The sequence below is a fragment of the Limnohabitans sp. MORI2 genome, assembly GCF_027925025.1.
Lineage (GTDB): Bacteria > Pseudomonadota > Gammaproteobacteria > Burkholderiales > Burkholderiaceae_C > Limnohabitans.
Genome location: NZ_AP027058.1, coordinates 287,639 through 314,409 on the forward strand (window position 1 = coordinate 287,639; position 26,771 = coordinate 314,409).

Genomic DNA, 26,771 nt, shown 5'->3' on the forward strand with positions numbered 1-26,771 from the left:
TTGAAACCATGAGCGATTTTTCTCCCGCCGACATCCTGGCCCAAGCGCTGCCCTACATCCGTAAGTTTCACGGCAAAACCTTGGTCATCAAATACGGCGGCAACGCCATGACTGACCCCGCGTTGCAAAAAGCATTTGCCGAAGACGTGGTGTTGCTCAAGCTCGTGGGCATGAACCCCGTGGTGGTGCACGGCGGCGGCCCGCAAATTGAAGGCTTGCTGCAACGCTTGGGTAAGAAGGGTGAGTTCATCGAAGGCATGCGCGTGACCGACGCCGAAACCATGGAAGTGGTGGAGTGGGTGTTGGGCGGTGAAGTGCAGCAAGACATCGTGGGCCTCATCAACCAAGCGGGCGGCAAAGCTGTTGGCTTGACTGGCCGCGATGGCGCGATGATTCGCGCCAAGAAGCTGACCGTGCACGACAGCAAAGACCCCAGCAAGACCTACGACGTGGGCCAAGTGGGCGACATCGTCAGCATCGACCCCAGCGTGGTCAAAGCCTTGCAAGACGATGCGTTCATTCCTGTGGTGAGCCCGATTGGTTTTGGCGAGGGCAACGAGAGCTACAACATCAACGCCGACGTGGTGGCTGCCAAACTGGCCACCGTGTTGAGCGCCGAAAAACTGTTGATGCTCACCAATATTCGTGGCGTGCTCGACAAGCAAGGCGAGTTGATGACCGAGCTGACACCGCGTCGCATCGATGAGCTGATTGCAGACGGCACCATCAGCGGCGGCATGATTCCTAAAATTGCTGGCGCTTTGGATGCCGCCAACAGTGGTGTGAAAGCGGTGCACATCATCGATGGCCGCGTGCCACACGCCATGCTGCTTGAGGTGTTGACGGAACAAGCCTTTGGCACCATGATTAGGTCGCACTAACTTACTTTCTAAGCCATGTCCGACAACGCCTTGCCCGACGAAGCCGCCCCTGACCGTGAAGAACCCAAGGTGCGCCACCGCATGAAACCGGGCCAACGGCGTGAGCAAATTTTGCAAACGTTGGCGGGTATGTTGGAGCAGCCAGGCGCAGAGCGCATCACCACGGCGTTATTGGCTTCTAAGTTGGATGTGAGCGAAGCGGCCCTGTACCGCCACTTCGCCAGCAAGGCGCAAATGTTCGAAGGCTTGATTGACTTCATCGAGCACAGCGTGTTTGGCTTGGTCAATCAAATCGCCGAGCGCGAAGGCGATGGCGCATCAAAGGCCATACGCATGGTGACGGTGCTGTTGCAATTTGGCGAGAAAAACCCAGGCATGGCCCGCGTGATGGTGGGCGATGCCTTGGTGTTTGAAAACGAGCGTTTGCACCAGCGCATGAACCAATTGTTTGAGCGCATCGAATCGGCCCTTCGCCAAGTGCTGCGTGCGGCTGCCGAGGCCAACAAATCAGCCTCACCCACCGCTGACGCCCAAGTGCGTGCGGCGGTGTTGATGGCTTTTGCGCTGGGGCAGTTGCAGCGCTTTACGCGTTCAGGCTTTAAGCGTTCGCCGCTGGACCACTTGGAAGCTTCGCTTGCTTTGATGTGTCGCTGATGTGCTTGTTGCGTCACTCGCATGACGACAAAATTTAGCCGTTCATCCCAACCCGATTTTTTAAATTTTCAAAGGCGACTCATGAAACTCGTGCGTTACGGCAACCCCGGCAAAGAAAAACCAGGCCTCATTGATGCCGCAGGCAAGTTGCGTGACTTGAGCAAAGTCATCGCCGATGTGACGCCCGATCAGCTGAGCGACAAAGCTTTGGCGAAGTTGGCCAAGCTCAACACGGACAAGCTGTCTTTGGTCAAGGGCAAGCCTCGCATGGGCTGCCCTGTGGCGAATGTGGGCAAGTTCTTGGCGATTGGCTTGAACTATGCCGACCATGCCGAAGAGGCAGGCATGCCCATTCCCAAAGAGCCGATCGTGTTCACCAAAGCCATCAGCTGCATCCAAGGCCCGAACGACGATGTGATGTTGCCAAAGGGGTCGGTGAAGACAGATTGGGAAGTGGAGCTGGGTATCGTCATTGGCACTGAAGCTCGCTATGTGTCGCAAAAAGCGGCGCTTGAGCATGTGGCAGGTTACTGCCTGATCAACGACGTGAGCGAACGCGAATACCAACTAGAGCGCGGCGGCACTTGGGACAAGGGCAAGGGCTGCGACACCTTTGGCCCCATCGGCCCTTGGTTGGTCACGCGTGACGAAATAGCCAACCCACAAAAACTTAATATGTGGCTCGATGTGAACGGTGTGCGCATGCAAACCGGCAACACCAAGACCATGATTTTTGGCGTGGCCAAAATTGTGAGCTACCTGAGCCAGTTCATGACCTTGAAACCTGGTGATGTGATTTGCACGGGCACACCTCCCGGCGTGGGCATGGGCTTGAAGAAAGACGGCAAGCCAGCGCCTGTGTATTTGAAGCGCGGCGATGTGATGACATTGGGCATTGAAGGTTTGGGTGAGCAGCACCAGAAGGTGGTGGCTTTTAAGCTCTGACCCTTTTCTGCTCTATTGAAAAGCCACCTTGTTTGGGTGGCTTTTTTGTTTTGTTTTCTCCGAGTGAGGTCGCGTTGCGCACATGGGGTGTGGCGGCTTCCTCATGCTGGAGTACCAGAAATCGTCAGCCGCCACACCCCATGTACGCAACGCTTTGGGCGCTCGCGAAGCAAAAAGCTTAAAGAGACACCACCTGCATCCCGGGCAACGTCGCCATAGGAAACTCCTCATGGTCAAACGCCTTATCGCCATCCTCTGACGCCACGCCTGTGGTCACCAAAGTTTTGAAATCAAACTTGGTGTGATCCATCAAATGCGAAGGCACGACGTTTTGCAGCGCGGCAAACATGTTTTCAATGCGGCCTGGGTGTTTCTTTTCCCACTCGCGCAGCATGTCGCCCACCACTTGGCGTTGCAGGCCGTCTTGGCTGCCGCACAGTGTGCACGGGATGATGGGGAACTGGCGCACTTTGGCCCAGCGTTCTAAGTCTTTCTCGGCCACGTAGGCGAGGGGGCGAATGACCATGTGGTCGCCGCCGTCACTCACCAGTTTGGGGGGCATCGCTTTGAGCTTGCCGCCGTAGAACATGTTCAAGAAGAAGGTTTGCAAGATGTCATCGCGGTGGTGGCCGAGCGCGATTTTGTTGCAACCCAACTCGCCCGCCACGCGGTACAAGATACCGCGGCGCAAGCGCGAACACAGGCTGCACATGGTTTTGCCTTCGGCAATTTTTTCTTTGACGATCGAATACGTGTCTTGCGTTTCGATGCGGAATTTCACGCCCACTTGCGCCAAATACTTGGGCAGCACATCGGCAGGAAAGCCTGGCTGCTTTTGGTCGAGGTTGACCGCAATCAGCTCAAAGCTGATGGGGGCGCGCTGCTGCATCATCAGCAAGATGTCGAGCATGGCGTAGCTGTCTTTGCCGCCTGACATGCAGACCATGATCTTGTCGCCTTCTTCGATCATGTTGTAGTCGACGATGGCTTGCCCGACTTGGCGGCACAGGCGTTTTTCGAGCTTGTGGTTCTCGTGCTCGATCTTGAGTTGTTTCGGATCTTTGTTGAGGTCTTTTTCTACGGTCGTCATTTGATTAATTCCATTGTCCAGTTTCCATGCGAATGGCGACTTCGCAGTCTTCAAAAATTTCGAGCTTGGCGATCTTCACGCGCACGCCCAACACACCCGGCAGTTGCATGAGGCGGTGGGCGAGTTTGCCAATGAGGGTTTCGAGCAAGTTCACATGCTCGGCGGTGCATTCGCTGATGATGATTTGACGCACCTTGCGGTAGTCGAGCACATGGCAAATGTCATCGTCATGCGGCAGCAGGGGCTGTGTGCCAAGGTTCAACTCGGCGTCCACTTGAATGGGTTGCGGGTCAATCTTCTCGTGCTCCAAGATGCCCAAGTTGGCATCAAAGCGCAGGCCGGTGAGGTTCAAAATTTGTGTGCCTTTGCTGGCCATGTCACAGCACTCCAGGTTTGGCGCGGAACACTTCCACGCCCACCGCTTCGCAGTCGGGGTAAACGTCGGGCTTGCGGGTAGACACGCGTGCGGCCATCACACCGGTGTGTTCAAGCAGGCGTGTGAGGATGTCGTCGCACAAAGTTTCTTGTAAGTTGATGTGGCCTTGCGCGATGCGTGCGTGCACCACGGCGCGCACAAAGTCGTAGTCCACCACTTCGTCGATGCGGTCGTCTTTGGGGCTAGTGCCTGCAAATGAGACATACAAGTCCACATCGATCACGATGCGTTGTGCCGCATGCAACTCGAAGTCGTGGATGCCAATGTGCGCTTGCACGGTTAGGCCGCGCAAAAACAGGCGGCGGCAGTTGCGTAAAAGGTGGTCATTCATGATTTGAAAAGCTCCTCGACCACAAACATCACATCGCGTGCGAGTGGTACCAAATGTTGGCCGTTGTCCACGCGCACGGTGGTGCCGGTGATGCTGGCGTTGTCGGCCAAAAACACCACACTGCTGGCCACGTCGGCGGGGTTGATGGGCTGGCGCAGCAAGTTGGCGTTTGCGGCTCGGTTGAAGTTGTCTTGGGTTTGTGGGCCGCTGAGGTACATCAGCCCAGGGGCCACGGCGTTGACACGCAAAGTGGGCGCGAGCGATTGCGCTTGCAAGCTGACTGCGCGTTCGAGCGCGAGTTTGGAGAGCGTGTACGAAAAATAATCGGGGTTGAGGTTGAACACCTTTTGGTCCAGCACATGGATGACGCTGGGCTTGGCGGAGGTCATTGCCTGCGCTGTCCCAGAACCTGCCTCAGTCGTCTTGTCACTGCTCTGTGCAGACGTACCGTGGAGGGCCGCCATCCATTTGCCAAAGCGCATCGGCGCCATGAGGTTGACCTTGATTTGCGCCAAAGCCTGCGCTTCGTCAAAGTCAGCCCCCTCGTCAGGTACAAACAGCGACGCGTTGTTCACCACACATTGCAACGCGTGGCCGGTGATGGCCACAGTGGTGTCAAAAATGCTTTGGCAGCTGGCCTCATCTTCCAAGTCGCCTTGCACGGCCAGTGCATCGACGCCCATGGCGCGCAGTTCGGCGCACAAGGCGTTGGCCTCGGCCTCTGAATGGTTGTAGTGGCAGGCCACATTCCAACCCGCGCGCGCAAAGGCGAGGCCGATTTCGCGACCTAAGCGAACGCTGCCGCCAGTGATGAGTGCCCAAGAGCGCATGGTGTGAGGTGCCTGTGGTGAAAAAGCGGAAAAAAGGGAGGGGTGGGTCGAGTTACGATCAGCACCCAATGACGATCCCCCAATTATCCAACGACCCGAGCCAACAGGCTTTGTACGCCTTGATTAACCGCCAAATTGCCAATGCAGGCGGCTGGCTGAGTTTTGACCGTTTCATGGCGCTCGCTTTGTACGCGCCGGGCATGGGCTACTACACCAACAGTCTGCGTAAATTTGGCCTCACGCCTGAGACCGGCAGCGACTTCGCTACCGCTCCCGAAATGTCCAAACACTTTGGTCACACCTTGGCCCATCAAGTGGCTGAGGCTTTGCAAGTGACAGGCACGGACGAGGTGTGGGAATTTGGCGCAGGCTCTGGCGCTTTGGCTTTGCAGTTGCTCGACAGCTTGGGCGACAGCGTCAAGCGTTACACCATCGTCGATTTGTCCGGCAGCTTGCGTGAGCGCCAACAAGAAACGCTCAAGGCCCACGCGCACAAAGTGCAGTGGGTGGACGCCTTGCCCGAGCAACTCAGCGGCGTGGTGGTGGGCAACGAAGTGCTCGATGCCATGCCTGTGCAACTGCTGGTGCGCAAAGGCGGTGTGTGGCATGAGCGCGGTGTGGTGTGGGGTACTGATGCTGCGTCACCATTGCAATGGGAAGACCGCGTGACCGACCTGCGCCCACCCGTCGAGGTGATGGGTGAGCACGACTACCTCACCGAAATTCACCACCAAGCCGAAGCCTTTGTCGCCACCTTGGCCGACCGCTTCAAAGCGGGCGAAGCGGCCACGGGCAAAGGCGGTGCGGCATTCCTCATTGACTACGGTTTTCCTGAGAGCGAATACTTCCATCCCCAACGCAGCATGGGCACGTTGATGTGTCACAAGCTGCACAAGTCAGACCCAGACCCATTGGTGGATGTGGGCGGCAAAGACATCACCGCACACGTCAACTTCACAGGCGTGGCGCTGGCCGCGCAAGACGCGGGCTTGAACGTGTTGGGCTACACCAGCCAAGCGCATTTTTTGATCAACTGCGGTTTGTTGCCACCGTTGGTGGATGCACCGCTGGATGAAAAAACCATGGCGCAAAAGCTCATCACCGAGCACGAGATGGGCGAGTTGTTCAAAGTGGTGGCCTTTGGCACGACCGAGTGGGAGCCGATGGGCTTTGCACAAGGTGACCGCACTTACGCGCTGTAAGCCGCGGCATGACACGCTGGTTGATTGTTGTTTTCCTCGCGCTGTTGCTCATCAACGCGCTGACGCCTTGGCTTCAGAAGTTGGGGTTTGGACGCTTGCCTGGGGATATTCGGTTCAAGATTTTTGGGCGCGAGATATTTATTCCGCTGGCTTCTACGATCATTCTCAGCCTCGTTTGTGCGGGCATCTCTAAGGTTTTGTAGTCGTTTTTGGACTCCCCCTCGGTGTCAAGCGGAGTTGGGTGTACCTGCTCTGCTCCTACGCCGCTGAAGCGGCTAGATGTCGCTGCCGCAGGCACACCCAACTCCGCTTGACGCGTTTGGTTGTTTGCATGCATGCATTCAAACCCGGTCGATCGTTACTTTCTGATTGGCTGCAACTGCCTATGCGCGAATCGCAATGCAACGCGAGCCCAAAGCGGCGAAGTGGCAAGGGCGGTGACCGCGGCAGCGACATCTAGCCGCTTTAGCGGCGTAGGAGCAGAGCGGTTACCGCCCTTGCCATTTCGCAGCGTCGAACTTAAAGCGAAAAACTCAAAGCGCAGCGCCAATGGCTGCAACCCTTGCCGCGTCTAGCCGCTTACCTATGGCTGGACCGGTAAGACCATCTTGTAAAGCCTGCGCACTCACAGCAGCACTGTCAACAGACTGCGCCGCCTTCAATAGCGAAGCTAACCGAGGCCCCTGCGCATACGCCTCATTTTCTTTGCCCAATCGCCCACGTGCATCACACTCGCACGCTTGCAACGCCAATAAAAACCGCTCAGGCCTGCGCAGTGCGTCGCAGCGCACCAGCAAGCGCAAAACTGCTTCAGCACCAAAGCTCAAGCTTTGATGAATGTTGCCGTGCTCACGCGCCACCAGCTCGGCCAGTTCTTTGCAGACCACAGGCACACGCCAACGCGCGCACAGAGCGTGGGTGAGTTTTTCGCTGCGTTGCTCGTGGCCGATGTGGCGGGGCAATACGTCGGCAGGCGTTGTGCCTTTGCCGAGGTCGTGACACAGACATGCAAAGCGCACTTCCAGCGGGGCGTTCATGCGGGCCGATGCATCGAGCACCATTTCTAGGTGAATGCCTGTGTCAATCTCAGGGTGGTATTCGGCGCGTTGTGGCACGCCGTAGAGTTTGTCAACCTCTGGCAGCAGTCGCTGCAAAGCGCCGCAGTCGCGCAGCACTTGCAGCATGCGCGAAGGCTTGGCACCCATCAGACCGCGTGAGAGTTCTTGCCATACGCGTTCGCTGACCAGTGCATCCACTTCGCCATCGGCCACCATCTCACGCATGAGCGCAACGGTTTCAGGCGCGACGGTGAATTCGGGAAAGCGCGCTGCAAAGCGGGCCACGCGCAAGATGCGTACAGGGTCTTCGCGAAAGGCATCGGTCACATGGCGCAGCACTTGGGCGGCAATGTCTCGTTCGCCGCCGTAGGGGTCGGTGCGGTTGCCGTGCTCGTCTTGCGCAATCGCGTTGATGGTGAGGTCGCGTCGCGCAAGGTCTTGCTCCAGCGTCACGTCGGGCGCGGCGTACACGCTAAAGCCGTGGTAGCCGCGTGCGGTTTTACGCTCGGTGCGGGCCAGCGCATATTCTTCGTGTGTGGTCGGGTGCAAGAACACGGGAAAGTCTTTGCCCACAGGCTGATAGCCCTGCGCCACCAAGGCTTCGGGTGTGCCGCCTACCACCACCCAGTCGCGGTCGGAGCCGCTGACGCCCATGAGGGCATCGCGCACCGCACCGCCGACGAGGTAGGTTTTCATCACTTGCCTGCGACGAACAATCGTTTGATGGACTTGGGCTCTGATACACCCAAGGCACGCAAGCCGGGCAAGTGGCCGATGGCCACGTTGTGTACCTTCATTGAGTCCAAGTTATCGCGGCTCATCAGCGGCTTGCCGGGAGCCCACTCCATCAGCAGTGCTTGCAGCCAGCCGATGGCGTAGGGCAGCGAGATGACGGGGCGCTGTTTGCCCACCCAGCGGCCTGCGAGTTGCACCAACTCCGCCAGCGTGAGGATGTCGGGGCCGCACAGTTCAAACACTTGGCCTTCGGTGCTGGGGGTGTTCACGCAATGCACGATGGCTTGCGCCACATCGTGTACCCACACAGGTTGAAAGCGCGTGTTCGCGCCTGCCAGCGGTATGACGGGGAACACCTTTTGCAGATTGGCAAACAGATTGATGAACTGGTCGTCTTTGCCAAAGATCACGCTGGGGCGCAGCAGCGTCAAACCCAATGGCGCTTTTTGTGCGGCGGATTGCAAGGCCAATTCACCTCGCGCTTTGCTGCGCTGGTACATAGAGGGGCCATGCACATCGGCACCCAAGGCGCTGATGTGGATGAGACGCGTGACGTTTTCTGCATGGCACGCACGTGCCAAATTAGCAGGCAGGGTGACGTGGGCTTGATTGAACTCATCTTCGTTGCCGTGCAGGATGGCAATGAGGTTGATGACCACGTCATGGCCATGCACCAAGGCTTGCAGTTGTTTGGCGTCGTGCACATTGGCTTGCACCACGCTCACGCCCGGCATCATTTGGATGTGGCGTGCAGGCAAGCGGCGTGTGGGCACGGTGACTTGGTGGTGTTGTAGGCTCAGGCGTGAACACACATGACGGCCCACAAAGCCGCTGCCACCAAGGATGAGGATTTTTTGAGGCGTGAAAGAAGGCATAAAACACACTGTAGCGCGAAGCCGTTAGGCTTTTCTGACGAAATTGGATAATCACCCCATGAACCAACTCGACGCCCTCAAACAATTCACCACCGTGGTGGCCGACACCGGCGACTTTAAGCAGCTCGCACAGTTCCAGCCCGAAGACGCCACGACCAACCCATCACTGATCCTCAAAGCGGTGCAAAAGCCCGAATACCTGCCTTTGCTCAAGGCGGTGGTGGCAGAGCACGGCAACGAGCCGATGGACGCGCAGATCGACCGCTTGTTGGTGCGCTTTGGCTGCGAAATTTTGGCCACCATCCCAGGGCGGGTCTCCACCGAAGTGGATGCGCGGTTGAGCTTTGACACAGCTGCCACCGTGGCGCGTGCCAAGCGCATCATGGCTTTGTACGAAGCGCAGGGCATCAAGCGCGAACGCGTGCTCATCAAAATCGCGTCCACTTGGGAAGGCATTCAAGCCGCTGCCGAGTTAGAGCGCGAAGGCATTCGCACCAACCTCACTTTGCTTTTCTCGTTTGCCCAAGCGGTGGCGTGCGGCGATGCCAAGGTGCAACTGATCTCCCCGTTCGTGGGTCGCATTTACGACTGGTACAAAAAGTCGGCGGGCGCTGCGTGGGTAGAGGCCGATAACGCCAATGCCAACGACCCCGGCGTAAAGTCGGTCCGTGCGATTTACAACCACTACAAACGCCACGGTATCAAGACCGAGGTGATGGGTGCGAGCTTCAGAAACGTAGGCCAAATCACTGCATTGGCAGGTTGTGATTTGCTCACCATTGCGCCTGAGTTGCTCGCGCAGCTGGGTGCATCGACCCAGCCTTTGACGCAAGCGCTGAGTGCAACAGCTGCGATGCAGCTGGATTTGCCTGCCGTGCATCACACCGAGGCCTCGTTCCGTTACGCCTTGAATGACGACGCCATGGCCACAGAGAAGCTGGCCGAAGGCATTCGTGCCTTCTGTGTGGATGCGGTGAAGCTGGAAGCGCTCATGCATTAAGTACCCTGAGTACAGACGAAAAAAAGCCCCGCAATGCGGGGCTTTTTTGTTTGGCAAGAGCACCGAAGTGCTCAGGCAAAGCAGCGAGGCAATTACATGCCCATGCCGCCCATACCACCCATGCCGCCCATACCACCCATGTCGGGCATGCCGCCAGCAGACTCTTCTTTCGGAGCTTCTGACACCATGCACTCGGTGGTCAACATCAGAGACGCCACAGACGCTGCGTTTTGCAAAGCAGTGCGTGTCACTTTCGTTGGGTCCAAGATACCCATTTCGATCATGTCGCCGTAGGTGTCGTTGGATGCGTTGAAGCCGTAGTTGCCCTTGCCGGCCAACACATTGTTCACCACCACGCTGGCTTCGCCGCCGGCGTTGTAAACGATCTCGCGCAGAGGCGCTTCGATGGCTTTGAACACCAAGGCGATGCCGTGGTTTTGGTCTTCGTTGTCACCCTTCAAGGCGCCCACAGCTTGACGTGCACGCAGCAAAGCCACGCCGCCGCCAGCCACGATGCCTTCTTCCACTGCAGCGCGGGTGGCGTGCAGGGCGTCTTCGACGCGGGCTTTCTTCTCTTTCATTTCGACTTCGGTGGCAGCGCCCACCTTGATCACGGCAACACCGCCAGCCAACTTGGCCACGCGCTCTTGCAGCTTTTCGCGGTCGTAGTCAGAAGTTGCCTCTTCGATTTGCACGCGGATTTGCTTCACGCGAGCTTCGATGTCAGCAGCTGCACCAGCGCCGTCGATGATGATGGTGTTTTCTTTGCCCACTTCGATGCGCTTGGCTTGACCGAGGTCTGCCAAAGTCACTTTTTCGAGGGTCAAGCCAACTTCTTCGGCGATCACTTTGCCGCCAGTCAAGATGGCGATGTCTTCCAACATGGCCTTGCGACGATCGCCAAAGCCTGGAGCCTTGACAGCCACAACCTTCAAGATGCCACGGATGGTGTTGACCACCAAAGTTGCCAAGGCTTCGCCGTCGACGTCTTCAGCGATGATGAGCAATGGACGGCCAGCTTTTGCAACGGCTTCCAAAGTGGGCAACAAGTCGCGGATGTTGCTGATCTTCTTGTCGAACAACAACACGAAGGGGTTGTCCAGCAAAGCAGCTTGCTTCTCGGGGTTGTTGATGAAGTAGGGGCTCAGGTAGCCGCGGTCAAATTGCATGCCCTCGACCACGTCGAGTTCGTTTTGCAATGACTTGCCGTCTTCCACAGTGATGACGCCTTCTTTGCCCACTTTGTCCATGGCGTTGGCGATGATTTCGCCGATGCTGTGGTCGCTGTTGGCAGAGATCGAACCGACTTGGGCGATTTCTTTAGAAGTGGTGGTGGTCTTAGAGACTTTCTTCAGCTCTTCGATCAACGCGGCCACGGCCTTGTCGATGCCGCGCTTCAAGTCCATCGGGTTGCCGCCGGCAACCACGTACTTCATGCCTTCGCGCACGATGGCTTGGGCCAACACGGTCGCAGTGGTGGTGCCGTCGCCAGCGTTGTCAGAAGTTTTAGAAGCAACTTCTTTCACCATCTGTGCGCCCATGTTCATGAGCTTGTCTTTGAGTTCGATTTCTTTGGCCACGGACACACCGTCCTTGGTCACGGTGGGGGCGCCGAAAGAGCGCTCGAGCACCACGTTACGGCCTTTGGGGCCCAAAGTCACTTTCACGGCGTTGGCGAGGATGTTCACGCCTTCGACCATACGTGCGCGGGCTTCGCCGCCGAAAACTACGTCTTTTGCTGCCATTTTGTATTTCCTTAAATTTCTAAATCAGTGAACTTATTCGACGACGGCGAACAGGTCTTCTTCTTTCATGACCAACAGTTCGTCGCCATTGACCTTGACGGTTTGGCCGCTGTATTTGCCGAACAACACGCGGTCGCCGACTTTCACTGTCAAAGCTTTGGTCTCGCCTTTGTCATTGGTCTTGCCTGGGCCGACAGCCACAACTTCACCTTGATCAGGCTTTTCAGCGGCTGAGTCAGGAATCACGATGCCAGAGGCGGTTTTGGTTTCGCTTTCGATACGTTTAACGATCACGCGGTCGCCGAGAGGACGAAGTTTCATTGCATCTCCAAATAGGAACTAAGGGTTGAAAGCAGAGCGCCCAAGCTAGCTGGACGCTGATAAAGCCACTGACGGGGTGGTGTTAGCACTCGCCGTCATTGAGTGCTAATTTTAGGCCATCTGATGCCAATTCAAGAGGGAAAGTTTAAAAACATGAAAAAAGCACCGACTAGGCGGTGCTTCGTGTTTAAGGTGAGTGAGTGCTAATTTGTAGTGATGAGCACTCAAGGTAGATCCAAGTTTTCAGCCGGCGCAGTGGCCGAGCGTGGTCCAACCATGCCCAGCTTGGCTTTGAGCGACTGCGGCTGCCCCGTGATGAGTGCGGCGTAGTTGGTGGTGTTGGACAAGACCTTTTTCACGTAGTCGCGCGTTTCGTTGAACGGCACGTTCTCGGCCCAGATGGCGCCTTCCAGCACAGGGCCGTCGCCATCGTTGGGCGCACGCCAGCGGCGCGAGCGGCTGGGGCCTGCGTTGTACGCGCCGGCAGCCAGGGGCATGGAGCCTTCAAAGCTGTCGAGCACCAGCTTCAAATAGCCCGTACCGATGGCGATGTTGGTGTCGCGGTCGCTGATCTGGTCAGGTGTAAAACCCGTCAAGCCAATTTTGCGTGCGGTCCACTTGGCCGTGGCGGGCATGACTTGCATGAGGCCGGATGCGCCCACGTGTGAGCGTGCGTCAGTGACAAAGCGGCTTTCTTGGCGAATCAGGCCGTACACATAAGCGGGGTCAAGGTTGATGGTTTTGCTGCGGGCAATGACCGCCTCTTTGTGCGGCATGGGGAAGCGTTGCTCAAAGTCGATGGCCACGCGCGTGCGCTCGCTGGTGTTGATGCAGCGGTCCCACACTTGGCTGTCGCAGGCGAGTTGCGCGGCGGCCAGCAGCTCACGGTCGCTCATCATGCCGGCTTTGCCTTGGGCATCCACCAAATTAGTGGCGTAGTTCCATTCGCGCACGCCCTCAGAGCGCAAGCCGATGCTGATGGCATACAGCGCACGTTGTAGCGATGGGTTGCGACGTGCCACTTCCATCTCTTCTGCTGTGGGTGCAGGTGGTCGAGCAGGGGCGACGACTTTGCGGCCCAGTTCTTCGAGGGCGAGTTGTTCGTAAAACCCGCGCACGCCTGCGATGCCTTCGAGCATGGCGTTGGCCTCTTGTTGAATTTGCGGAGTCACTTTTTTGCGAGCCAACAAGGCGCGTGCGTGCCAGTAAATCCAAGTCGGGTCTTTACGAGCCTCAGCGCTCATGGCTGTGATGGCGCTTTCCACCACAGGCCATTTCGGTGTGTTGCCAGCGCGCAAGGCAGCGCGTACTTTCCAGCCCAGCATGTCGTCGTTCAAGTCTTTGTCGTGGGCGACACGGGCAAAGTGGGCGAGGGCATCGTCATCCAAACGCATGGCCGATTGACGGCCAATCACGCCCCACATCCAGTGGCGTTCTTCGGCGGTAAGGTAAGGCTGCCACTTGTTGCGCATCAGCTTGTCGGCCTTGTCGGGGTCGGTGGTGGCCACTTTGATGAGGGCCATGACCACCAACTCTTGACGCACTTTTTGAGGCGCGGCAATGTGTTTGGCCAAAAACTTCTCGGCATTGTTGATGGCGTCTGGCACCCCATTGGCCGCATCGGGGGCCACAATTTGCACGGCGTTGCGCGCGGTGCGTGGGCGGTTGTGTTCCACCATCAAACGGGCTTTGCGCCAAATGTCGAGGGCGGTGAATTGTTTGCTGAAGTACAGGCGGTCGGCGGCCAAGGTGCAGCCATCATCGGCTTCTTTCATGGCCATCCAGTTTTTGCGTACTTCCTCGGCAATGGATGGGCTGGCGTGCTGGCCTTTTTCTAGCAGCTCCACCGTTAAAAAGTAGCAGCGCAGTTCGCGGTCATCGCGCATGCGGTAGTGTTGGTGTTCGTCGCTGAGCGTGGTCCAGTCACGGCGTTGGCCCAAGAGCAACAGCCAGTCGTTGCGCAAGCGGTCTTCTTGGTAAGTGGCGGGGTAGCGGTTAAAGAAGGCGCGTACTTCGCTGTGCGAGGCTTCGTCTAGGCGGGCTTTGAGTTCCCAATAGGCCGCCCATGGTTCGAGGATGTGGCCTTTGGCTTGTGGCAGCAGGGCGCTCAGGCGTTTGCGGTCGCCGCGCTTGTAGGCTTGGGCCATGTCGGTGATGACGGCATCTGCTTGGGCGTTGTTGGTGGGCGCAGCCACAACAGGTTGAACAGCACCAAACGCAAAGAAAACGCCGGCAAACAGTGACACAATGACTCGAAATTTCATGGCTTGATTATCTGTGGACAAAAAAACCTTGCGCCAGCAGCTCATTGAAGAGCGTTTGAACTTGCCCGATAGGCTGGAGAGGGCCGACATGTTGCAGCGCGTGATGCGCATTTGGTTGTTCAACCGACCCGACACGGTGATTGGTGCGTACTGGCCCATCAAGGGCGAGTTTGACCCACTGCCCGTGCTGCACCGCTGGAAAGAAGACGGTGAGTTGCTAGACGAGCCACAACGCCGCCGCATCGGTTTGCCTGTGGTGGACAAGGCACACAAAACCCTCACCTTCCACGCTTGGTATCCCGGCTGTCCGATGGAAGAAGATGCTTATGGCATTCCTAAGCCTAAAGACACCGAGGTGGTGGTGCCCACTTTGTTGTTTGTGCCTTGTGTGGGCTATGGGCCTGGAGGATTCCGCTTGGGCTATGGCGGTGGGTTTTATGACCGGACTTTGGCGACCTTGCAACCCAAGCCGTTCACCGCAGGCTTGGGTTTCACACACGGCTTTTTGCCAGACCTGATGCCCGAGCCGCACGATATGCCGCTCGATGCGCTGCTCAATGACAACGGGGTGGTTTGGCCGATGGGCTAAACCTTGCGATTGTTTTATGGCGTTTATTTTTGCGCCATCAATGTTTTGAAATCTTGCTCGTAGCCGCGCAGCGCTTGCACCATGCGCTCGCGTTGTGCGGGGGTGGTGCTGTTGTGCAGTTTGGCAAAGCCTGCACAGTTTTCGTCCCACAGGTCTTTGCCGTAAGTGCGCGCGCGTTCGTTGGGTGAGTTGAAGCTGCGGTCCACCAATGCGTGCAGCAAGCCTTGTGCTGACTCTTGTTTGCTGGGCCCCTCTTGTGCGATGCGCTGCAAGGTTCGCATCGTGTCGGCTTGGCGGCGCTCGCGCTCGGCGTAGCTCAAAGCGGGGTCAAAGATGGATGTGCTGAGCCACTGGTGAAGCGCCTCGCGTTGGGGTTTGTCTAATCGCCCATAAAAGTCTTCTAGCCGACTTGTTGCTAGCTTGGTGCGGTAGCGCAAGCGTTCTTCGGCATTGGGGTCGAGCCAGTCTTCTCGCCACGTCTTGTTGGTTTTGTCAAAGCGTTGGCGCACACTGCGCAGTTGGTCGGAGCTGAGTTGGCTCGACAGTTGAGCCGATGCAGGCTCGATGCGTCGCAACACACCGATGAAACTGGTTTTCATGTCTTCGGTCACAGCGCACACTTGAGCGGGTGTGATGTCGTTTGGTGCCATGGCTTGCATGTGTTTGAGCAAGGCCACATATTCGGGCAGTTGCTGTTGGCGATGCCAGCGTTGCAGGTCGCTCAATGCATTACGGGTGAATTGTTTTTGGTCGCCTTGCAAATCGACGTAGCCATCGAGCCACCAGTAAAGCAACTCATCACTGCTGTTGTAGGCCACCTTGAGAGTGCTGCATCCGCTCAAACCCATGAGTATGGCCAGTGCTAGCCCCGCAGAGGCATGGCGGATAATTCTGCGCAAGATAAGGATGAATGACATGACGGCATTAGATGTGGTGATCATGGCTGCCGGCAAAGGCACCCGAATGAAGAGCAGTATGCCTAAGGTCTTGCACCGTTTGGCGGGTAAGGCTTTGGTGCAGCATGTGATTGACACGGCACGTACCCTCAAAGCGCGCAACACCATCGTCATCACGGGCCACGGAGCAGACCAAGTTGAGCCAGCACTGACCCATGCGAATGCCGCTGACAAGCTGCAATTTGCCCGCCAAATGCCTCAGCTTGGCACTGGTCACGCGGTACAACAAGCGGTGCCTTTATTGGCTGATGATGGTGTGGTGGTGGTGCTCTCTGGCGATGTGCCTTTGACGCAAGCCGAGACTTTGCAGGCGTTGCTCGACTTGTGCGATGGCAAACAGCTGGCGCTGCTCACCATCGACTTCGAAGATCCCACTGGTTATGGGCGTATCGTCCGAAGCCTCAACGGTCAGGTGCACGCCATCGTGGAGCACAAAGACGCGAATGAACAGCAGCGCGCTATCAAAGAGGTGTACAGCGGCATCATGGCGGTGCCTGCCAAGTTGCTCAAACCATGGCTTGCCCGCCTCGATAACAACAATGCACAGCAAGAGTTTTATTTGACCGATGTGGTTAAGTTCGCCGAGGCCGATGGCGTGCCGGTGGTGGCCCACAAAATTTCAGACGCCGCGCAAGTGGCGGGCGTCAACAGCCCCACGCAATTGGCCGAGCTGGAACGTGCGTATCAACTGCGCCAAGCCCACGCCTTCATGGCCGATGGCGTGCGCATCATCGACCCCGCACGCTTTGATGTGCGCGGCACATTGACCTGCGCGCAAGATGTGGAAATTGATGTGAACTGCATCTTCCAAGGCAACGTGTCGTTGGGGCAAGGCGTGAAGATTGGCGCGAACTGCGTCATTGCCAACTGCACCATCGCCGCTGGCGCAGTGATTCATCCCTTCACCCACATCGACGGAGAAAAGCTGGGCGTGAGCGTGGGCGAGGGCGCACTCATTGGCCCCTTTGCCCGCTTGCGCCCCGGCGCAGAGTTGGCTGCTGAAGTGCACATTGGCAACTTTGTGGAAGTCAAAAACTCCACGATGGCCAAGGGTTCCAAAGCCAATCACTTGGCCTACTTGGGCGACGCCACGGTGGGCGAGCGCGTCAACTACGGCGCAGGCAGCATCACTGCCAACTATGACGGGGCTAACAAGCACCGCACCGTGATTGAGGCCGATGTGCATGTGGGAAGTAACTGCGTGTTGGTGGCGCCTGTCACTATTGGCGCGGGCGGCACGGTGGGTGGTGGTTCAACCATCACCAAGAGCACCGAGGCTGGCGCACTGAGCGTGGCGCGTGGCAAGCAAGTGAGCATTGCCAACTACAAGCGGCCTGAGAAAAAGCCTAAGGCTTAAAACTGAAAAGGCAGCCTAGGCTGCCTTTTTTATGCGCTGCTATTGTTTTCTCGCCAGTCTAGATGCCGTTGGTTTATGACTTGCGCAACACAGGCCACGTGCTGGTGAACTTCGCCCGCTTGGTCGCAAAAAACGCTTTCACATTCCGCACATTCGCATCCTGCGTGAGCAGACGTTGCGTGATGGCCAAGTAGTCGGGCATGTCTGCCGCTTGCACCACCAACACAAAGTCTGGCCCGGGTGAGACGCGCCAACATTGCTGCACGGCGTCGTCTGCCACGGCGCGTTGCTCGAAGGCGTTGAGGTGCTCTGCACCTTGTTGGTCAAGCGTGACTTCCATCAACGCACTTAATCCGTGGCCCAGCGCAGCGCCGAGTTTGTCGTGGTTGAGGATGGCGACTTGTCGCTCAATCCAGCCCTCATCAGTTAGGCGTTTGACGCGGCGCAGGCAGGTGGGGGGCGAGATGTTGAGTTGCTCGGCTAAGCCCACGTTGCTGAGAGACGCATCGTGTTGCAAGGCGTTGAGCAGCTTCAAATCGACTTCGTCTAGATATTCTTGTTTCATAAGTGTGTTTAATTTGAAATTAAATTCCAAATAGAGTTTTTGGTGGAATTTTCGTTCAAAAATATAAATAAATAAACAAGAAATTTCTTATTGGTGTGCTTAATATTCCGGCAACCCAATTCAGGAGTGCTTTTATGTGTGGCATCGTCGGCGCCGTTTCTACCCGCAACATCGTTCCCATCCTCGTGCAAGGCTTGCAGCGGCTCGAATACCGCGGCTATGACTCCTGCGGCGTGGCGGTGCATTCGGCCAGTCTCGGCGCGAAGCAAGGCGGCCTGCAACGTGCGCGCAGCACAGCCCGCGTGTCTGAGCTGATGGACCAAGTCAAGGCCGACCACATCGAAGGCGGCATTGGCATTGCGCACACGCGCTGGGCCACGCACGGCGCGCCTGCGGTGCACAACGCGCATCCCCACTTCAGCCACGGCACGGGAGCTGGTGCAGGCGTGTACACCGGCGATGTGCCAAACAAGGTGGGGCGTGTGGCCTTGGTCCACAACGGCATCATCGAAAACCACGACGAACTGCGCGCTGCATTGCAAGCCAAGGGCTACGAGTTTTTGAGCCAAACCGACACCGAGGTCATCGCCCATTTGGTGGATAGCCTCTACAACGGCGATTTATTTGAGGCGGTCAAAACGGCCATCACCCAGTTGCACGGGGCATATGCGATTGCCGTGTTCCACAAAGACGAACCGCACCGCGTCATCGGCGCACGCGCAGGCTCGCCGCTCATTTTGGGCGTGGGCAAAGAGCACAGCGAAACCTTCCTCGCCAGTGACGCCATGGCTTTGGCCGGTGTGACCGACCAAATCGTCTACCTCGAAGAGGGCGATGTGGTGGACATTCAAATTGGCAAATACTGGGTGCAAGACCGCAGCCACAAGCCGGTGACCCGCGAAGTCAAAACCGTGCAAGCGCACAGCGGCGCGGCAGAGCTGGGGCCTTATCGCCACTACATGCAAAAAGAAATCTTCGAGCAACCCCGTGCGATTGCCGATACGTTGGAAGGCATTGAGGGCATCACGCCCGAGTTGTTTGGCAACGGTGCGTACTCGGTGTTCAAAGCCATCGACAACGTGCTCATCCTCGCCTGCGGCACCAGCTACTACAGCGGTTGCACCGCCAAGTATTGGATTGAGGCGATTGCCAAAGTGCCTTGCCAAGTGGAGATTGCCAGCGAGTACCGCTACCGCGAATCGGTGCCCAACCCCAACACTTTGGTGGTCACCATCAGCCAGTCCGGCGAAACCGCTGACACCTTAGCCGCGCTCCGCCACGCGCAGAGTTTGGGCATGACCAACACGCTCACCATTTGCAACGTGTCTACCAGCGCCATGGTGCGCGAGTGCAAGTTGGCCTACGTCACGCGCGCAGGCGCAGAGATTGGCGTGGCGTCGACCAAGGCGTTCACCACACAGCTCGCAGCCCTGTTCTTGCTCACGCTTGCCTTGGCGCAAACCAAAGGCCGTTTGAGCGACGACGAAGAAGCAGCGCACATCAAAGCCATGCGCCACTTGCCTGCGGCGCTGCAAGCGGTGCTGGCGCTGGAGCCCCAGCTCATTGCGTGGTCGCAAGAATTTGCCAGCAAAGAAAACGCCTTGTTCTTGGGCCGTGGCACGCATTACCCCATTGCGCTCGAAGGCGCGTTGAAGCTCAAAGAAATCACCTACATCCACGCCGAAGCCTATGCTGCCGGTGAACTCAAGCACGGCCCCTTGGCCTTGGTGACCAGCGCCATGCCCGTGGTGACGGTGGCCCCCAACGACGTGCTGTTGGAAAAGCTCAAGAGCAATATGCAAGAGGTACGTGCCCGTGGCGGCGTGCTGTATGTGCTGGCCGATGGCGACACCAAGATTGAAAGCAGCGAAGGCGTGAACGTCATTCGCATGCCTGAGCACTATGGCGTGCTGTCGCCTATTCTGCACGTCGTGCCCTTGCAGTTGCTCAGCTACCACACCGCGTGTGCGCGGGGCACGGATGTGGACAAGCCCCGTAACCTCGCGAAATCAGTCACTGTCGAGTGATGTAGTCCACACCACCTTGCGCGCCAACTCAATAAAGCGCGCTTGGTCGGCTGTGTTCAAGGGCTGCAAGATGTCTTTTTGCAGCTCTTGCACGATGGGCGCTAGTGTGGCCCGAATCTTTTTGCCTTGTGCGGTGAGTGACAAGACGCGGGCGCGGCGGTCTTGCTCGCTCACTTCGCGGCTGATCCACTCTTTTTTCTCTAAGCGTTCAATCACCCCGCCAATGGTGGCGCGGTCGTAGCCAATCATTTCGGCCACACGGGCTTGGTCGATGCCTGGGTTTTCATAAATGGCCTCGATGGCGGCGTACTGCACGGGCGTGAGGTCAAAGCCTGCGGCTTGCGTGCGCAACACAAACAGCTGGGTAGATTGCTGGTGAAGGCGGCGTATCAAATGACCCGCCATGTCTTGCACGGACATGCCTGTGTTCCTTAGGGTTAGGGAAAACCAAAATGGTAATCATACATACCATGTTGACGGATAATGATAAGTACAGTTATTATTTCGTCATGCCGAGGTTTCGGCGCTTTCAATCCAACGGAGACAAGACATGCAGTTTTACAAAGACGGTTTTCGCGGTGGCAACCCCGACATCAAGCAAGCAGCCCCCAACCGCCGCAACCGTGGCACCAACGAGCCCTTGCCCGAAAAAGTGGATGTGCTGATTGCCGGCACTGGTCCAGCGGGGCTCTGTTTGGCAGCGCAGCTGTCGCAGTTCCCCGAGATCGAAACGATGATCATCGAGCGCATGCCCAGCAACATCATCAAGGGTAAGGCCGACGGCATCAACACGCGCACCATGGAAATGTTCCAAGCCTTTGGCTTTGCCGACAAGGTCAAGCGCGAAACATATTGGGTCAACCAAACCGCGTTTTGGATGCCCGATCCCAAGAACCCCGATCACATCAAACGCGTGGGTCGTGTGCAAGACGTGGCCGACGACAGTTCGGAAATGCCGCACATCTTGATCAACCAAGCACGCTTGCATGAGTTGTTCTTGGAGGTGATGAAAAACTCGCCTTCACGCTTAGAGCCCGACTACGGCTGGGAAGTCGAAAGCCTCACCATCGACCCCACCACCGACGACCACCCCGTGACCGTGACGCTCAAAGATGCCACAGGCATCAACTGGTGGGCCACACGCACCGTGCGCGCCAACTATGTGGTGGGCTGCGACGGCGCACACTCCAAGGTGCGCAAATCCATCGGCGGTGAGTTGCATGGCGATGCTGCGCACCAGGCCTGGGGTGTGATGGATATTTTGGCTAACACCGATTTCCCAGACGTGCGTCAGAAGTGTTTGATCTCTTCCGCCAAGGAGGGCAACGTGCTCATCTTGCCGCGCGAGGGTGGCTACGTGTTCCGCATGTACGTGGAGTTGGACAAGCTGCGCCCAGATGAAAAAGCCGCGCAACGCAAGCTCACGCAAGACGACATGATTGCCGCGGCCAACCGCATCATCAAACCCTACAGCATCGATGTGAAAGAAATCGTCTGGTGGTCGATCTACGACATTGGCCACAGCATCACCGACAAGTTTGATGACCTTGGTGAGAACGGTACAGGCAACCCTCGCGTGTTCACCGCAGGCGATGCCTGTCACACCCATTCGCCCAAAGCGGGACAGGGCATGAACGTGTCCATGCAAGACACCTTTAACCTCGGCTGGAAGCTGGTGCATGTGTTGCAAGGTCGCGCTGACGCGAGCCTCTTGCGCAGCTATTCCAAAGAGCGTTTGACCGAAGCCAAGCGCTTGGTGGAAACCGACCACGAATGGGCCCGCATCATGTCGGCCCCTACCACCCAAGCTGAACGCGACGGTACGGAAGAGCCACGCATCATTCGCCAGTTCAAAGCCAACCTCGAGTTCACGGGCGGCACGGCGGTGAAGTACGACACCTCGTACTTGTTTGCCGCCAGCGCCCATCAAGACTTGGCCAAAGGCGAAGAGGTGGGGCGTCGTTTCCACTCAGCTCCGGTGGTGCGATTGGCCGATGCCAAGCAAATGCAACTGGGTCATGTGGCCGAGGCCGATGCGCGCTGGCGCATTTACGCCTTCGCAGGCAAAGCAGACCACTCGCAAGCTGGCACCATTCACAAACTGGCCGATTGGCTGCAAACCAATGCCAACTCCCCCGTGGTCAAGCACACGCGCGAGGGTGAGGACATTGACGCCATCATCGACTTCCGTGCCGTGTTCCAACAAACCTTCGACCAGTTGGCTTACGAACACATGCCTTCGCTATTGAAGCCCAAGACCGGCAAGCTTGGCCTGCAAGACCACGAAAAAGTGTTCTGTGTGGATCACAAAGGCGTCGGCGATATTTACGACATGCGCGGCATCAACCGCGACCAAGGTTGCATGATCGTGGTGCGCCCAGACCAGTACGTGGCGCACGTGTTACCGCTGGATGCCTACGATGAGCTATCCGCCTACTTTGCAGGCGTGTTGAAGTAATCAGCGCTGAGGCATGTCTTTGACGCTGTAGCCTAAGCTGACAGTGGCATCGGCTGGGATCGGTGGCATGGTTTTATGCCACTGCTCCCAAGCGTCACGCATGGTTTGAAGTCGCTCTGTTTCGCGATGCGCTAGATTCGCGCGCTCGCGCTCGTCTTGGCTGATGTTGAACAGGTAGTCGTTGTTGTCGACCCGTAAATACTTCCAGTCACCAAGGCGCATGGCGCATTGCCCACGATGGTTCATTCGCCAATACATGGGGCGTTCAAACACATGCGTTGGATCGTGCAAGAGGCGCTTCAAAGACACACCGTCTAAAGGGTAGTCGGGCGCGGCGGTGGCACCTGCTACATCGAGCAAAGTTGCCGTCCAATCCATCGTCATGCAGTGTTGAGTGGAAACGCTGCCTGGGGCGATGACCTGTGGCCAATGGGCGATCCATGGCACGCGGATGCCGCCCTCTGTCAAGTCCATCTTCCCACCGACCAAAGGCCAGTTGTCACTGAAACGTTCGCCGCCGTTGTCACTGGTGAAAACAATCAGGGTGTTGTCGAATTGCTGATTGGCTTTGAGCGCGTCGATGATCCAACCAATGCCTTCGTCCATGTGATGAATCATGCGGCGGTAGGTATGGATATTCCCACCGTGTAAATGAAACAGATTGCTTTTGACTTCTTCGGCCAAGGCGTGATCTTCGCGTGTTTCCCAGGGCCAATGAGGGGCTGTGTAGTGCAGACTCAAAAAGAAGGGCTTGTCGTTAGCCGCGTCTTTGGACTGCCGCTGCACGTAATCGACAGCACGCTGTGACAGCAAGTCGGTCAAATAACCGATCGACTCAACCTCTTCTTCTCCGGCATAGAGATCGTGCGTGCCGTTGTTACTGCAGTGGCTGAAATAGTCCACACCGCCTGACATGGGGCCAAAGAACTCGTCATAGCCCGAGCTCAAGGGGCTGAAGTGAGGTGGGTAACCCAAGTGCCACTTGCCAATGAGTGCCGTGTTGTAGCCCGCAGCTTTGAGCAATGAGGGCAAGCTGGGGTGCTCAGGTGGCAGCCCTAAGGTGCTGCTGCCTTTGCTCTTGCTGTTGATGGGTTCTTCTGCTGCACCGCGCAAGCGGTATTGGTAGCGTCCCGTCATCAATGCGAAACGTGTGGGAGAGCACACAGGCGAGTTGCTATAGCCTTGCGTCAGTCGCAGACCATGGGCTGCCAGTGCATCAATGTGAGGGGAGACAGGGCCGAATTCGGCCTCTCGTCCTCCATAGCAGCCTAGATCGGCGTAGCCTAAATCATCGGCCACGATGAAGATGATGTTGGGGCGAGTATGTGTCATGAGATTCACTGTGGTTTAAAGCCCGACTCTTTGATAGGTGGGCCCCATTTGTCGTAGTCGGATTTCATGATGTCGGCCAATTTCTCGGGGCCATAGCCTGTGGGTTCAAGTTCCATGTCGATGAGTTTTTTGCGAACGACAGGGTCGTTGACAGCATCCATGGCTGCTTTTGACAACGCTTGAATCACGGATGGTGGTGTGCCGGCAGGCGCAAACAGGCCATACCAAGCCGAGGCGACCACATCAAAACCTTGCTCTTTGAATGTGGGAACATCTGGAAAGCGAATGCTACGTTTTTCGCCAGCCACGGCAATCAATTTTGCTTTTTTGCCATCGACCAACGATTGGATATCGGCGGCCACGGTAGACAAAGCTGGAATTTCACCAGAGGCCAGGGCTTGCATGGCAGGGGCAGTGCCACGGTAGGACACATGCTCTAAGTTGAACCCTGAATCTTTGGCAAACATCAGCCCCATGAAATGCGGCAAAGACCCGGGTGCAGCCGACCCAAAGAAACCGTTTTGTGCTGGATTTGATTTCACCCAAGCCACATACTCTTTCAAGTTATTGGCAGGCACCTTGTTCGACACGCCCCAACCAATTTGGAAATTGGTGAGGTGTGTGACAGGGGTGAAGTCTTTGAAGGGGTCGTATTTCAGCTGCCCTGCATAACTGTGCGGAAAGATCGACATGGATGCCACGGGTGTCATCAGCAAGGTGGTTCCATCATTGGCGGCCGCCTTCACGGCCAAGTTGGCCAGTTGACCACCTGCCCCAGCTTTGTTGTCAACGATGACGGGTTGGTTCAATCGCTTGGACATGGCGTCAGCAAGTACGCGTGTGAGGATGTCAGATGTGGCACCCGGTGGATAGCCCACCACGATTTTGATGGGGCCGTTTTGTGCCCAGACTGATCCGCACATCGCGCTGGCTGCGGCAAGCATAATGGTCTTTATCCACAAGCGTTTTGTCATTGATGTCTCCGTGAAAGGTTGCTACGGTGAAGAATACGATGCTTGTTTTGAATTGATCAAATCAACTCAAATGATCGAAAACCCTGAAATGACGACCATGCGCGAGCCTGCGCGACTAGAAGACTTGCTGAGTTTTCAGCTGCATCACTTGCATGCGGTTGGCGGCGCGTCGGTGATTCGCTTGCTGGAAGGGCGCTACGGCATCACGAGGCGAGAGTGGCGCTTGTTGGCGCATTTGTGGCAGGCGGGTGCGCTGTCTCCGTCGAGCTTGGCGCAAGAAATTCGGTTAGATCGTGCCCGTACGTCCAAAGCCATCGGCATATTGCAGACGAAGGGCTTGATTGAGCGCCACAAGCTCACCAACGACCCGCGCCGTGCGGTGGTGTCATTGACAGCGCAGGGGCTGACAGTGGTCCAGGAGATTTTTCCTCAAGTGGCGGATATTCATCGCCATTGGGTTTCAGTGTTGAGTGATGCAGAACTGACGTTGTTGCAAAACATGCTGTCAGCTTTGACGCGGCAAGCGCATCACATCAATGCGACTTTTGCGACCGATGTGAAGGCCGATCGAAAATTAGGGAAACGTGCGCGTGGCTAATGACATTGAGGTTCTCTCATCGGCCGTGCATGGCAAGGGCGTGTTTGCCTTGCGCCATATGGCTGCGGGCGAGCGGGTTGTCGAGTACGTGGGTGAAATCATTTCGATGGCCGAGGCACAACGCCGCCACCCGCATGACCCGAACAACCCAGAGCACACGTTTTACTTTCACATTGACGACACGCGTGTGATTGATGGTTTGTATGGCGGCAATGCCTCGCGCTGGATCAACCATTCGTGTCGCCCCAACTGTGAGCCGGTAGAGATCGATGGTCGAATCTTTATTCACACCCGTCGACAAGTGTGGCGCGGTGAAGAACTCACGTTCAACTATGGCTTGGTGAGTGACGAACCTGTGACGGATGAGCTGAAGGCCAAATACGTTTGCCGATGCGGGGCCAAAAAATGCAAAGGCACGTTACTCAATGACTAAATGGTCAATCCATCGACTGCCCGCTGTTGCATCAGTGCGTAGGTCGGGTGTGTAGGGCGCTAGTTCTGGCGTGTCAGACGGGGCGCTGATGTGATTGAGGTCAATCGCTTGAGCTCGTCCGATCAAGCGAGAGCCGACCTTTTCAAATTGGTAATAGCTGCCATTCCAAAGCTTCGCACCGAAATCCCTGGGTTGCTTGAATAAAAACAACAAGCTGTGCTCCAGCCATGCGAAGTTGTTTGGCGTGACCGTCTGCGGGTTGCGATACGGGTAGGGCACATGACAACTCACCTCGACAGCACTGTCAATGCACTTGAACTCTTTCATCGACAGAAAGTGGTCCACAAAAAGCGGGCTGTCCAGTGTCAACTGAAAACGAGAGGTTTGGCTATCAATGGGGGTGAACTTCACATGGCCAATGGCGAGCCGATTTCCATCGCGTGTGACGGCATAGACCTGTTTGCGTCCTTCTAACGCTGGCTCAGCGGCGAAGCTGTTTTGAAGTATCGCCATGAGCGTCATGACGATAGCCATTTTGACAATGCATGATTTGAGGCTGATCAACGGTTGATGCATCTAAGTTCCCCTTTGGTGGTGTGACATCACGCAGATGTGAGAGACGCGTTGATCAACTTTAGCGCACAGCTCCGTATGGGCAATAGTTCGGTTTGGGGCCCACCTGTGGGTGTAAGCGGCAGGTGTTGGGGCGCTTGTCGTACACGGTGCAACGCCGTGTTTTGGCGTCTAGATTCTGACAATCGCCATTAGCCCGGCGCGACAGCGTGAAGATGCTGTTCTTGAAATTGAAGTGCTCGATCGCCCCCATTTTTTGCAGACGCTTGGCGATCTGTTTGGGCTCTTCGTGCTCAGCTTCAAAGGTGTCGACCAGTTCTAAGCGAATCAAATCGGCCATCTTCACCTCAACGGGCATGGTGCAACAGTTGGCAGCGCAGGTGTTGCACAGGCCGCTGCGGTAGCGGGTCCAAGTGTCGCAGTTGTCGACATCAACAATCGAAATGTGTGATCGCATGCATCAGACCTTATTCGGCCGTTTTGTCGGCGTTAAACATAGATTTATTAGGGAGATCAAAAACCGCTCAGAATGCATCCAGGAA

Annotated in this window: 28 protein-coding genes; 12 read left to right on the forward strand and 16 right to left on the reverse strand. The window is 56.8% G+C overall.

Annotated features, from left to right (window positions below; all coding sequences use genetic code 11):
• The first annotated feature begins 8 nt into the window (after nucleotides 1–8).
• From argB to QMG27_RS01480, 3 genes are all read left to right on the forward strand, one after another.
• On the forward strand, nucleotides 9–881 hold the full coding sequence (argB, locus tag QMG27_RS01470) for an acetylglutamate kinase (RefSeq protein ID WP_281812428.1): 873 nt from the start codon (nucleotides 9–11) through the stop codon (nucleotides 879–881).
• Nucleotides 882–896: 15 nt separating this feature from the next.
• Entirely contained in the window at nucleotides 897–1,535 is a 639-nt protein-coding gene (gene slmA / locus QMG27_RS01475) for a nucleoid occlusion factor SlmA (RefSeq protein ID WP_281812430.1), read from the forward strand.
• Nucleotides 1,536–1,616: 81 nt separating this feature from the next.
• The gene (locus tag QMG27_RS01480) at nucleotides 1,617–2,480 is read left to right on the forward strand and encodes a fumarylacetoacetate hydrolase family protein (protein ID WP_281812432.1); all 864 of its coding nucleotides are present in this window, start codon (nucleotides 1,617–1,619) and stop codon (nucleotides 2,478–2,480) included.
• A gap of 178 nt (nucleotides 2,481–2,658) precedes the next feature.
• Here QMG27_RS01480 and ttcA read toward each other — a convergent pair whose 3' ends face one another.
• The 4 genes from ttcA to QMG27_RS01500 are packed head-to-tail and all read right to left on the reverse strand — an operon-like array spanning nucleotide 2,659 to nucleotide 5,167.
• Nucleotides 2,659–3,570, reverse strand: a complete 912-nt coding sequence (ttcA, locus tag QMG27_RS01485) for a tRNA 2-thiocytidine(32) synthetase TtcA (RefSeq protein ID WP_281812435.1) — start codon at nucleotides 3,568–3,570, stop codon at nucleotides 2,659–2,661.
• A gap of 4 nt (nucleotides 3,571–3,574) precedes the next feature.
• Nucleotides 3,575–3,946: a dihydroneopterin aldolase gene (locus QMG27_RS01490; RefSeq protein ID WP_281812437.1), complete on the reverse strand. Its 372-nt coding sequence runs from the start codon at nucleotides 3,944–3,946 to the stop codon at nucleotides 3,575–3,577.
• 1 nt (nucleotide 3,947) lies between these two features.
• The gene (locus tag QMG27_RS01495; protein ID WP_281812439.1) at nucleotides 3,948–4,337 is read right to left on the reverse strand and encodes a dihydroneopterin aldolase; all 390 of its coding nucleotides are present in this window, start codon (nucleotides 4,335–4,337) and stop codon (nucleotides 3,948–3,950) included.
• Nucleotides 4,334–5,167 carry an SDR family oxidoreductase gene (locus tag QMG27_RS01500; RefSeq protein WP_281812441.1) on the reverse strand — a complete coding sequence of 278 codons (834 nt, stop codon included), beginning with the start codon at nucleotides 5,165–5,167 and terminating at the stop codon, nucleotides 4,334–4,336. The genes QMG27_RS01495 and QMG27_RS01500 overlap by 4 nt, the downstream gene beginning before the upstream one ends.
• A gap of 68 nt (nucleotides 5,168–5,235) precedes the next feature.
• Between QMG27_RS01500 and QMG27_RS01505 the strand changes: the two genes are divergently transcribed.
• Together QMG27_RS01505 and QMG27_RS01510 are read left to right on the forward strand one after the other, a co-directional pair.
• Nucleotides 5,236–6,369 carry an SAM-dependent methyltransferase gene (locus tag QMG27_RS01505; protein ID WP_281812461.1) on the forward strand — a complete coding sequence of 378 codons (1,134 nt, stop codon included), beginning with the start codon at nucleotides 5,236–5,238 and terminating at the stop codon, nucleotides 6,367–6,369.
• Nucleotides 6,370–6,377: 8 nt separating this feature from the next.
• The gene (locus QMG27_RS01510) at nucleotides 6,378–6,572 is read left to right on the forward strand and encodes a DUF2905 domain-containing protein (protein ID WP_281812463.1); all 195 of its coding nucleotides are present in this window, start codon (nucleotides 6,378–6,380) and stop codon (nucleotides 6,570–6,572) included.
• 330 nt (nucleotides 6,573–6,902) lie between these two features.
• Here the strand turns inward: QMG27_RS01510 and QMG27_RS01515 are convergent, their stop codons facing one another.
• Both QMG27_RS01515 and QMG27_RS01520 read right to left on the reverse strand, forming a co-directional pair.
• Nucleotides 6,903–8,123 (reverse strand): multifunctional CCA addition/repair protein, encoded by a 1,221-nt coding sequence (locus tag QMG27_RS01515; RefSeq protein ID WP_281812465.1) that lies wholly within the window; start codon nucleotides 8,121–8,123, stop codon nucleotides 6,903–6,905.
• On the reverse strand, nucleotides 8,123–9,037 hold the full coding sequence (locus tag QMG27_RS01520; RefSeq protein WP_281812467.1) for a complex I NDUFA9 subunit family protein: 915 nt from the start codon (nucleotides 9,035–9,037) through the stop codon (nucleotides 8,123–8,125). Before QMG27_RS01520 ends, QMG27_RS01515 begins: the two co-directional genes overlap by 1 nt.
• A 58-nt stretch (nucleotides 9,038–9,095) precedes the next feature.
• Here QMG27_RS01520 and tal point away from each other — a divergent pair, with 58 nt between their 5' ends.
• A complete protein-coding gene (tal, locus tag QMG27_RS01525) occupies nucleotides 9,096–10,037 on the forward strand; it encodes a transaldolase (RefSeq protein WP_281812469.1) in 942 nt (313 codons plus the stop codon).
• Nucleotides 10,038–10,129: 92 nt separating this feature from the next.
• On the opposite strand, the gene groL is transcribed toward tal, so the two are convergent.
• From groL to QMG27_RS01540, 3 genes are all read right to left on the reverse strand, one after another.
• Entirely contained in the window at nucleotides 10,130–11,782 is a 1,653-nt protein-coding gene (gene groL / locus QMG27_RS01530; protein WP_281812471.1) for a chaperonin GroEL, read from the reverse strand.
• 33 nt (nucleotides 11,783–11,815) lie between these two features.
• Entirely contained in the window at nucleotides 11,816–12,103 is a 288-nt protein-coding gene (gene groES / locus QMG27_RS01535; protein WP_281812473.1) for a co-chaperone GroES, read from the reverse strand.
• A 224-nt stretch (nucleotides 12,104–12,327) separates the two neighbouring features.
• On the reverse strand, nucleotides 12,328–14,250 hold the full coding sequence (locus tag QMG27_RS01540) for a lytic transglycosylase domain-containing protein (RefSeq protein ID WP_281814700.1): 1,923 nt from the start codon (nucleotides 14,248–14,250) through the stop codon (nucleotides 12,328–12,330).
• 130 nt (nucleotides 14,251–14,380) lie between these two features.
• Between QMG27_RS01540 and QMG27_RS01545 the strand changes: the two genes are divergently transcribed.
• Nucleotides 14,381–14,956, forward strand: coding sequence for a 5-formyltetrahydrofolate cyclo-ligase (locus QMG27_RS01545; protein WP_281812475.1), 576 nt, complete (start codon nucleotides 14,381–14,383; stop codon nucleotides 14,954–14,956).
• A 23-nt stretch (nucleotides 14,957–14,979) separates the two neighbouring features.
• Here QMG27_RS01545 and QMG27_RS01550 read toward each other — a convergent pair whose 3' ends face one another.
• On the reverse strand, nucleotides 14,980–15,873 hold the full coding sequence (locus QMG27_RS01550; protein ID WP_281812477.1) for a DUF6279 family lipoprotein: 894 nt from the start codon (nucleotides 15,871–15,873) through the stop codon (nucleotides 14,980–14,982).
• On the opposite strand from QMG27_RS01550, the gene glmU reads away from it, so the two are divergent.
• Nucleotides 15,872–17,269: a bifunctional UDP-N-acetylglucosamine diphosphorylase/glucosamine-1-phosphate N-acetyltransferase GlmU gene (gene glmU / locus QMG27_RS01555; RefSeq protein ID WP_281812479.1), complete on the forward strand. Its 1,398-nt coding sequence runs from the start codon at nucleotides 15,872–15,874 to the stop codon at nucleotides 17,267–17,269. The genes QMG27_RS01550 and glmU overlap by 2 nt on opposite strands.
• A gap of 73 nt (nucleotides 17,270–17,342) precedes the next feature.
• Here the strand turns inward: glmU and QMG27_RS01560 are convergent, their stop codons facing one another.
• Nucleotides 17,343–17,834, reverse strand: coding sequence for an Lrp/AsnC family transcriptional regulator (locus tag QMG27_RS01560; protein WP_281812481.1), 492 nt, complete (start codon nucleotides 17,832–17,834; stop codon nucleotides 17,343–17,345).
• A gap of 134 nt (nucleotides 17,835–17,968) precedes the next feature.
• On the opposite strand from QMG27_RS01560, the gene glmS reads away from it, so the two are divergent.
• Nucleotides 17,969–19,861 carry a glutamine--fructose-6-phosphate transaminase (isomerizing) gene (glmS, locus tag QMG27_RS01565; RefSeq protein WP_281812483.1) on the forward strand — a complete coding sequence of 631 codons (1,893 nt, stop codon included), beginning with the start codon at nucleotides 17,969–17,971 and terminating at the stop codon, nucleotides 19,859–19,861.
• Here the strand turns inward: glmS and QMG27_RS01570 are convergent.
• Nucleotides 19,844–20,281, reverse strand: a complete 438-nt coding sequence (locus QMG27_RS01570; RefSeq protein ID WP_281812485.1) for a MarR family transcriptional regulator — start codon at nucleotides 20,279–20,281, stop codon at nucleotides 19,844–19,846. The two genes, glmS and QMG27_RS01570, sit on opposite strands and share 18 nt — an antisense overlap.
• A 130-nt stretch (nucleotides 20,282–20,411) precedes the next feature.
• Between QMG27_RS01570 and QMG27_RS01575 the strand changes: the two genes are divergently transcribed.
• Nucleotides 20,412–22,319, forward strand: coding sequence for an FAD-dependent monooxygenase (locus QMG27_RS01575; RefSeq protein WP_281812487.1), 1,908 nt, complete (start codon nucleotides 20,412–20,414; stop codon nucleotides 22,317–22,319).
• On the opposite strand, the gene QMG27_RS01580 is transcribed toward QMG27_RS01575, so the two are convergent.
• Both QMG27_RS01580 and QMG27_RS01585 read right to left on the reverse strand, forming a co-directional pair.
• Nucleotides 22,320–23,651, reverse strand: a complete 1,332-nt coding sequence (locus QMG27_RS01580; protein WP_281812489.1) for a sulfatase-like hydrolase/transferase — start codon at nucleotides 23,649–23,651, stop codon at nucleotides 22,320–22,322. It lies immediately after the preceding gene.
• Nucleotides 23,652–23,656: 5 nt separating this feature from the next.
• Nucleotides 23,657–24,625, reverse strand: coding sequence for a tripartite tricarboxylate transporter substrate-binding protein (locus QMG27_RS01585; RefSeq protein WP_281812491.1), 969 nt, complete (start codon nucleotides 24,623–24,625; stop codon nucleotides 23,657–23,659).
• Between the two features lie 70 nt (nucleotides 24,626–24,695).
• On the opposite strand from QMG27_RS01585, the gene QMG27_RS01590 reads away from it, so the two are divergent.
• Both QMG27_RS01590 and QMG27_RS01595 read left to right on the forward strand, forming a co-directional pair.
• Complete coding sequence (locus QMG27_RS01590) at nucleotides 24,696–25,223, forward strand: MarR family transcriptional regulator (RefSeq protein WP_281812493.1); 528 nt, start codon at nucleotides 24,696–24,698, stop codon at nucleotides 25,221–25,223.
• Nucleotides 25,216–25,656, forward strand: a complete 441-nt coding sequence (locus tag QMG27_RS01595; RefSeq protein ID WP_281812495.1) for an SET domain-containing protein-lysine N-methyltransferase — start codon at nucleotides 25,216–25,218, stop codon at nucleotides 25,654–25,656. The genes QMG27_RS01590 and QMG27_RS01595 overlap by 8 nt, the downstream gene beginning before the upstream one ends.
• On the opposite strand, the gene QMG27_RS01600 is transcribed toward QMG27_RS01595, so the two are convergent.
• Nucleotides 25,642–26,232, reverse strand: coding sequence for a hypothetical protein (locus QMG27_RS01600; RefSeq protein ID WP_281812498.1), 591 nt, complete (start codon nucleotides 26,230–26,232; stop codon nucleotides 25,642–25,644). The genes QMG27_RS01595 and QMG27_RS01600 overlap by 15 nt on opposite strands.
• A 58-nt stretch (nucleotides 26,233–26,290) precedes the next feature.
• Complete coding sequence (locus QMG27_RS01605) at nucleotides 26,291–26,686, reverse strand: YkgJ family cysteine cluster protein (protein WP_281812500.1); 396 nt, start codon at nucleotides 26,684–26,686, stop codon at nucleotides 26,291–26,293.
• Between the last annotated feature and the right edge of the window lie 85 nt (nucleotides 26,687–26,771).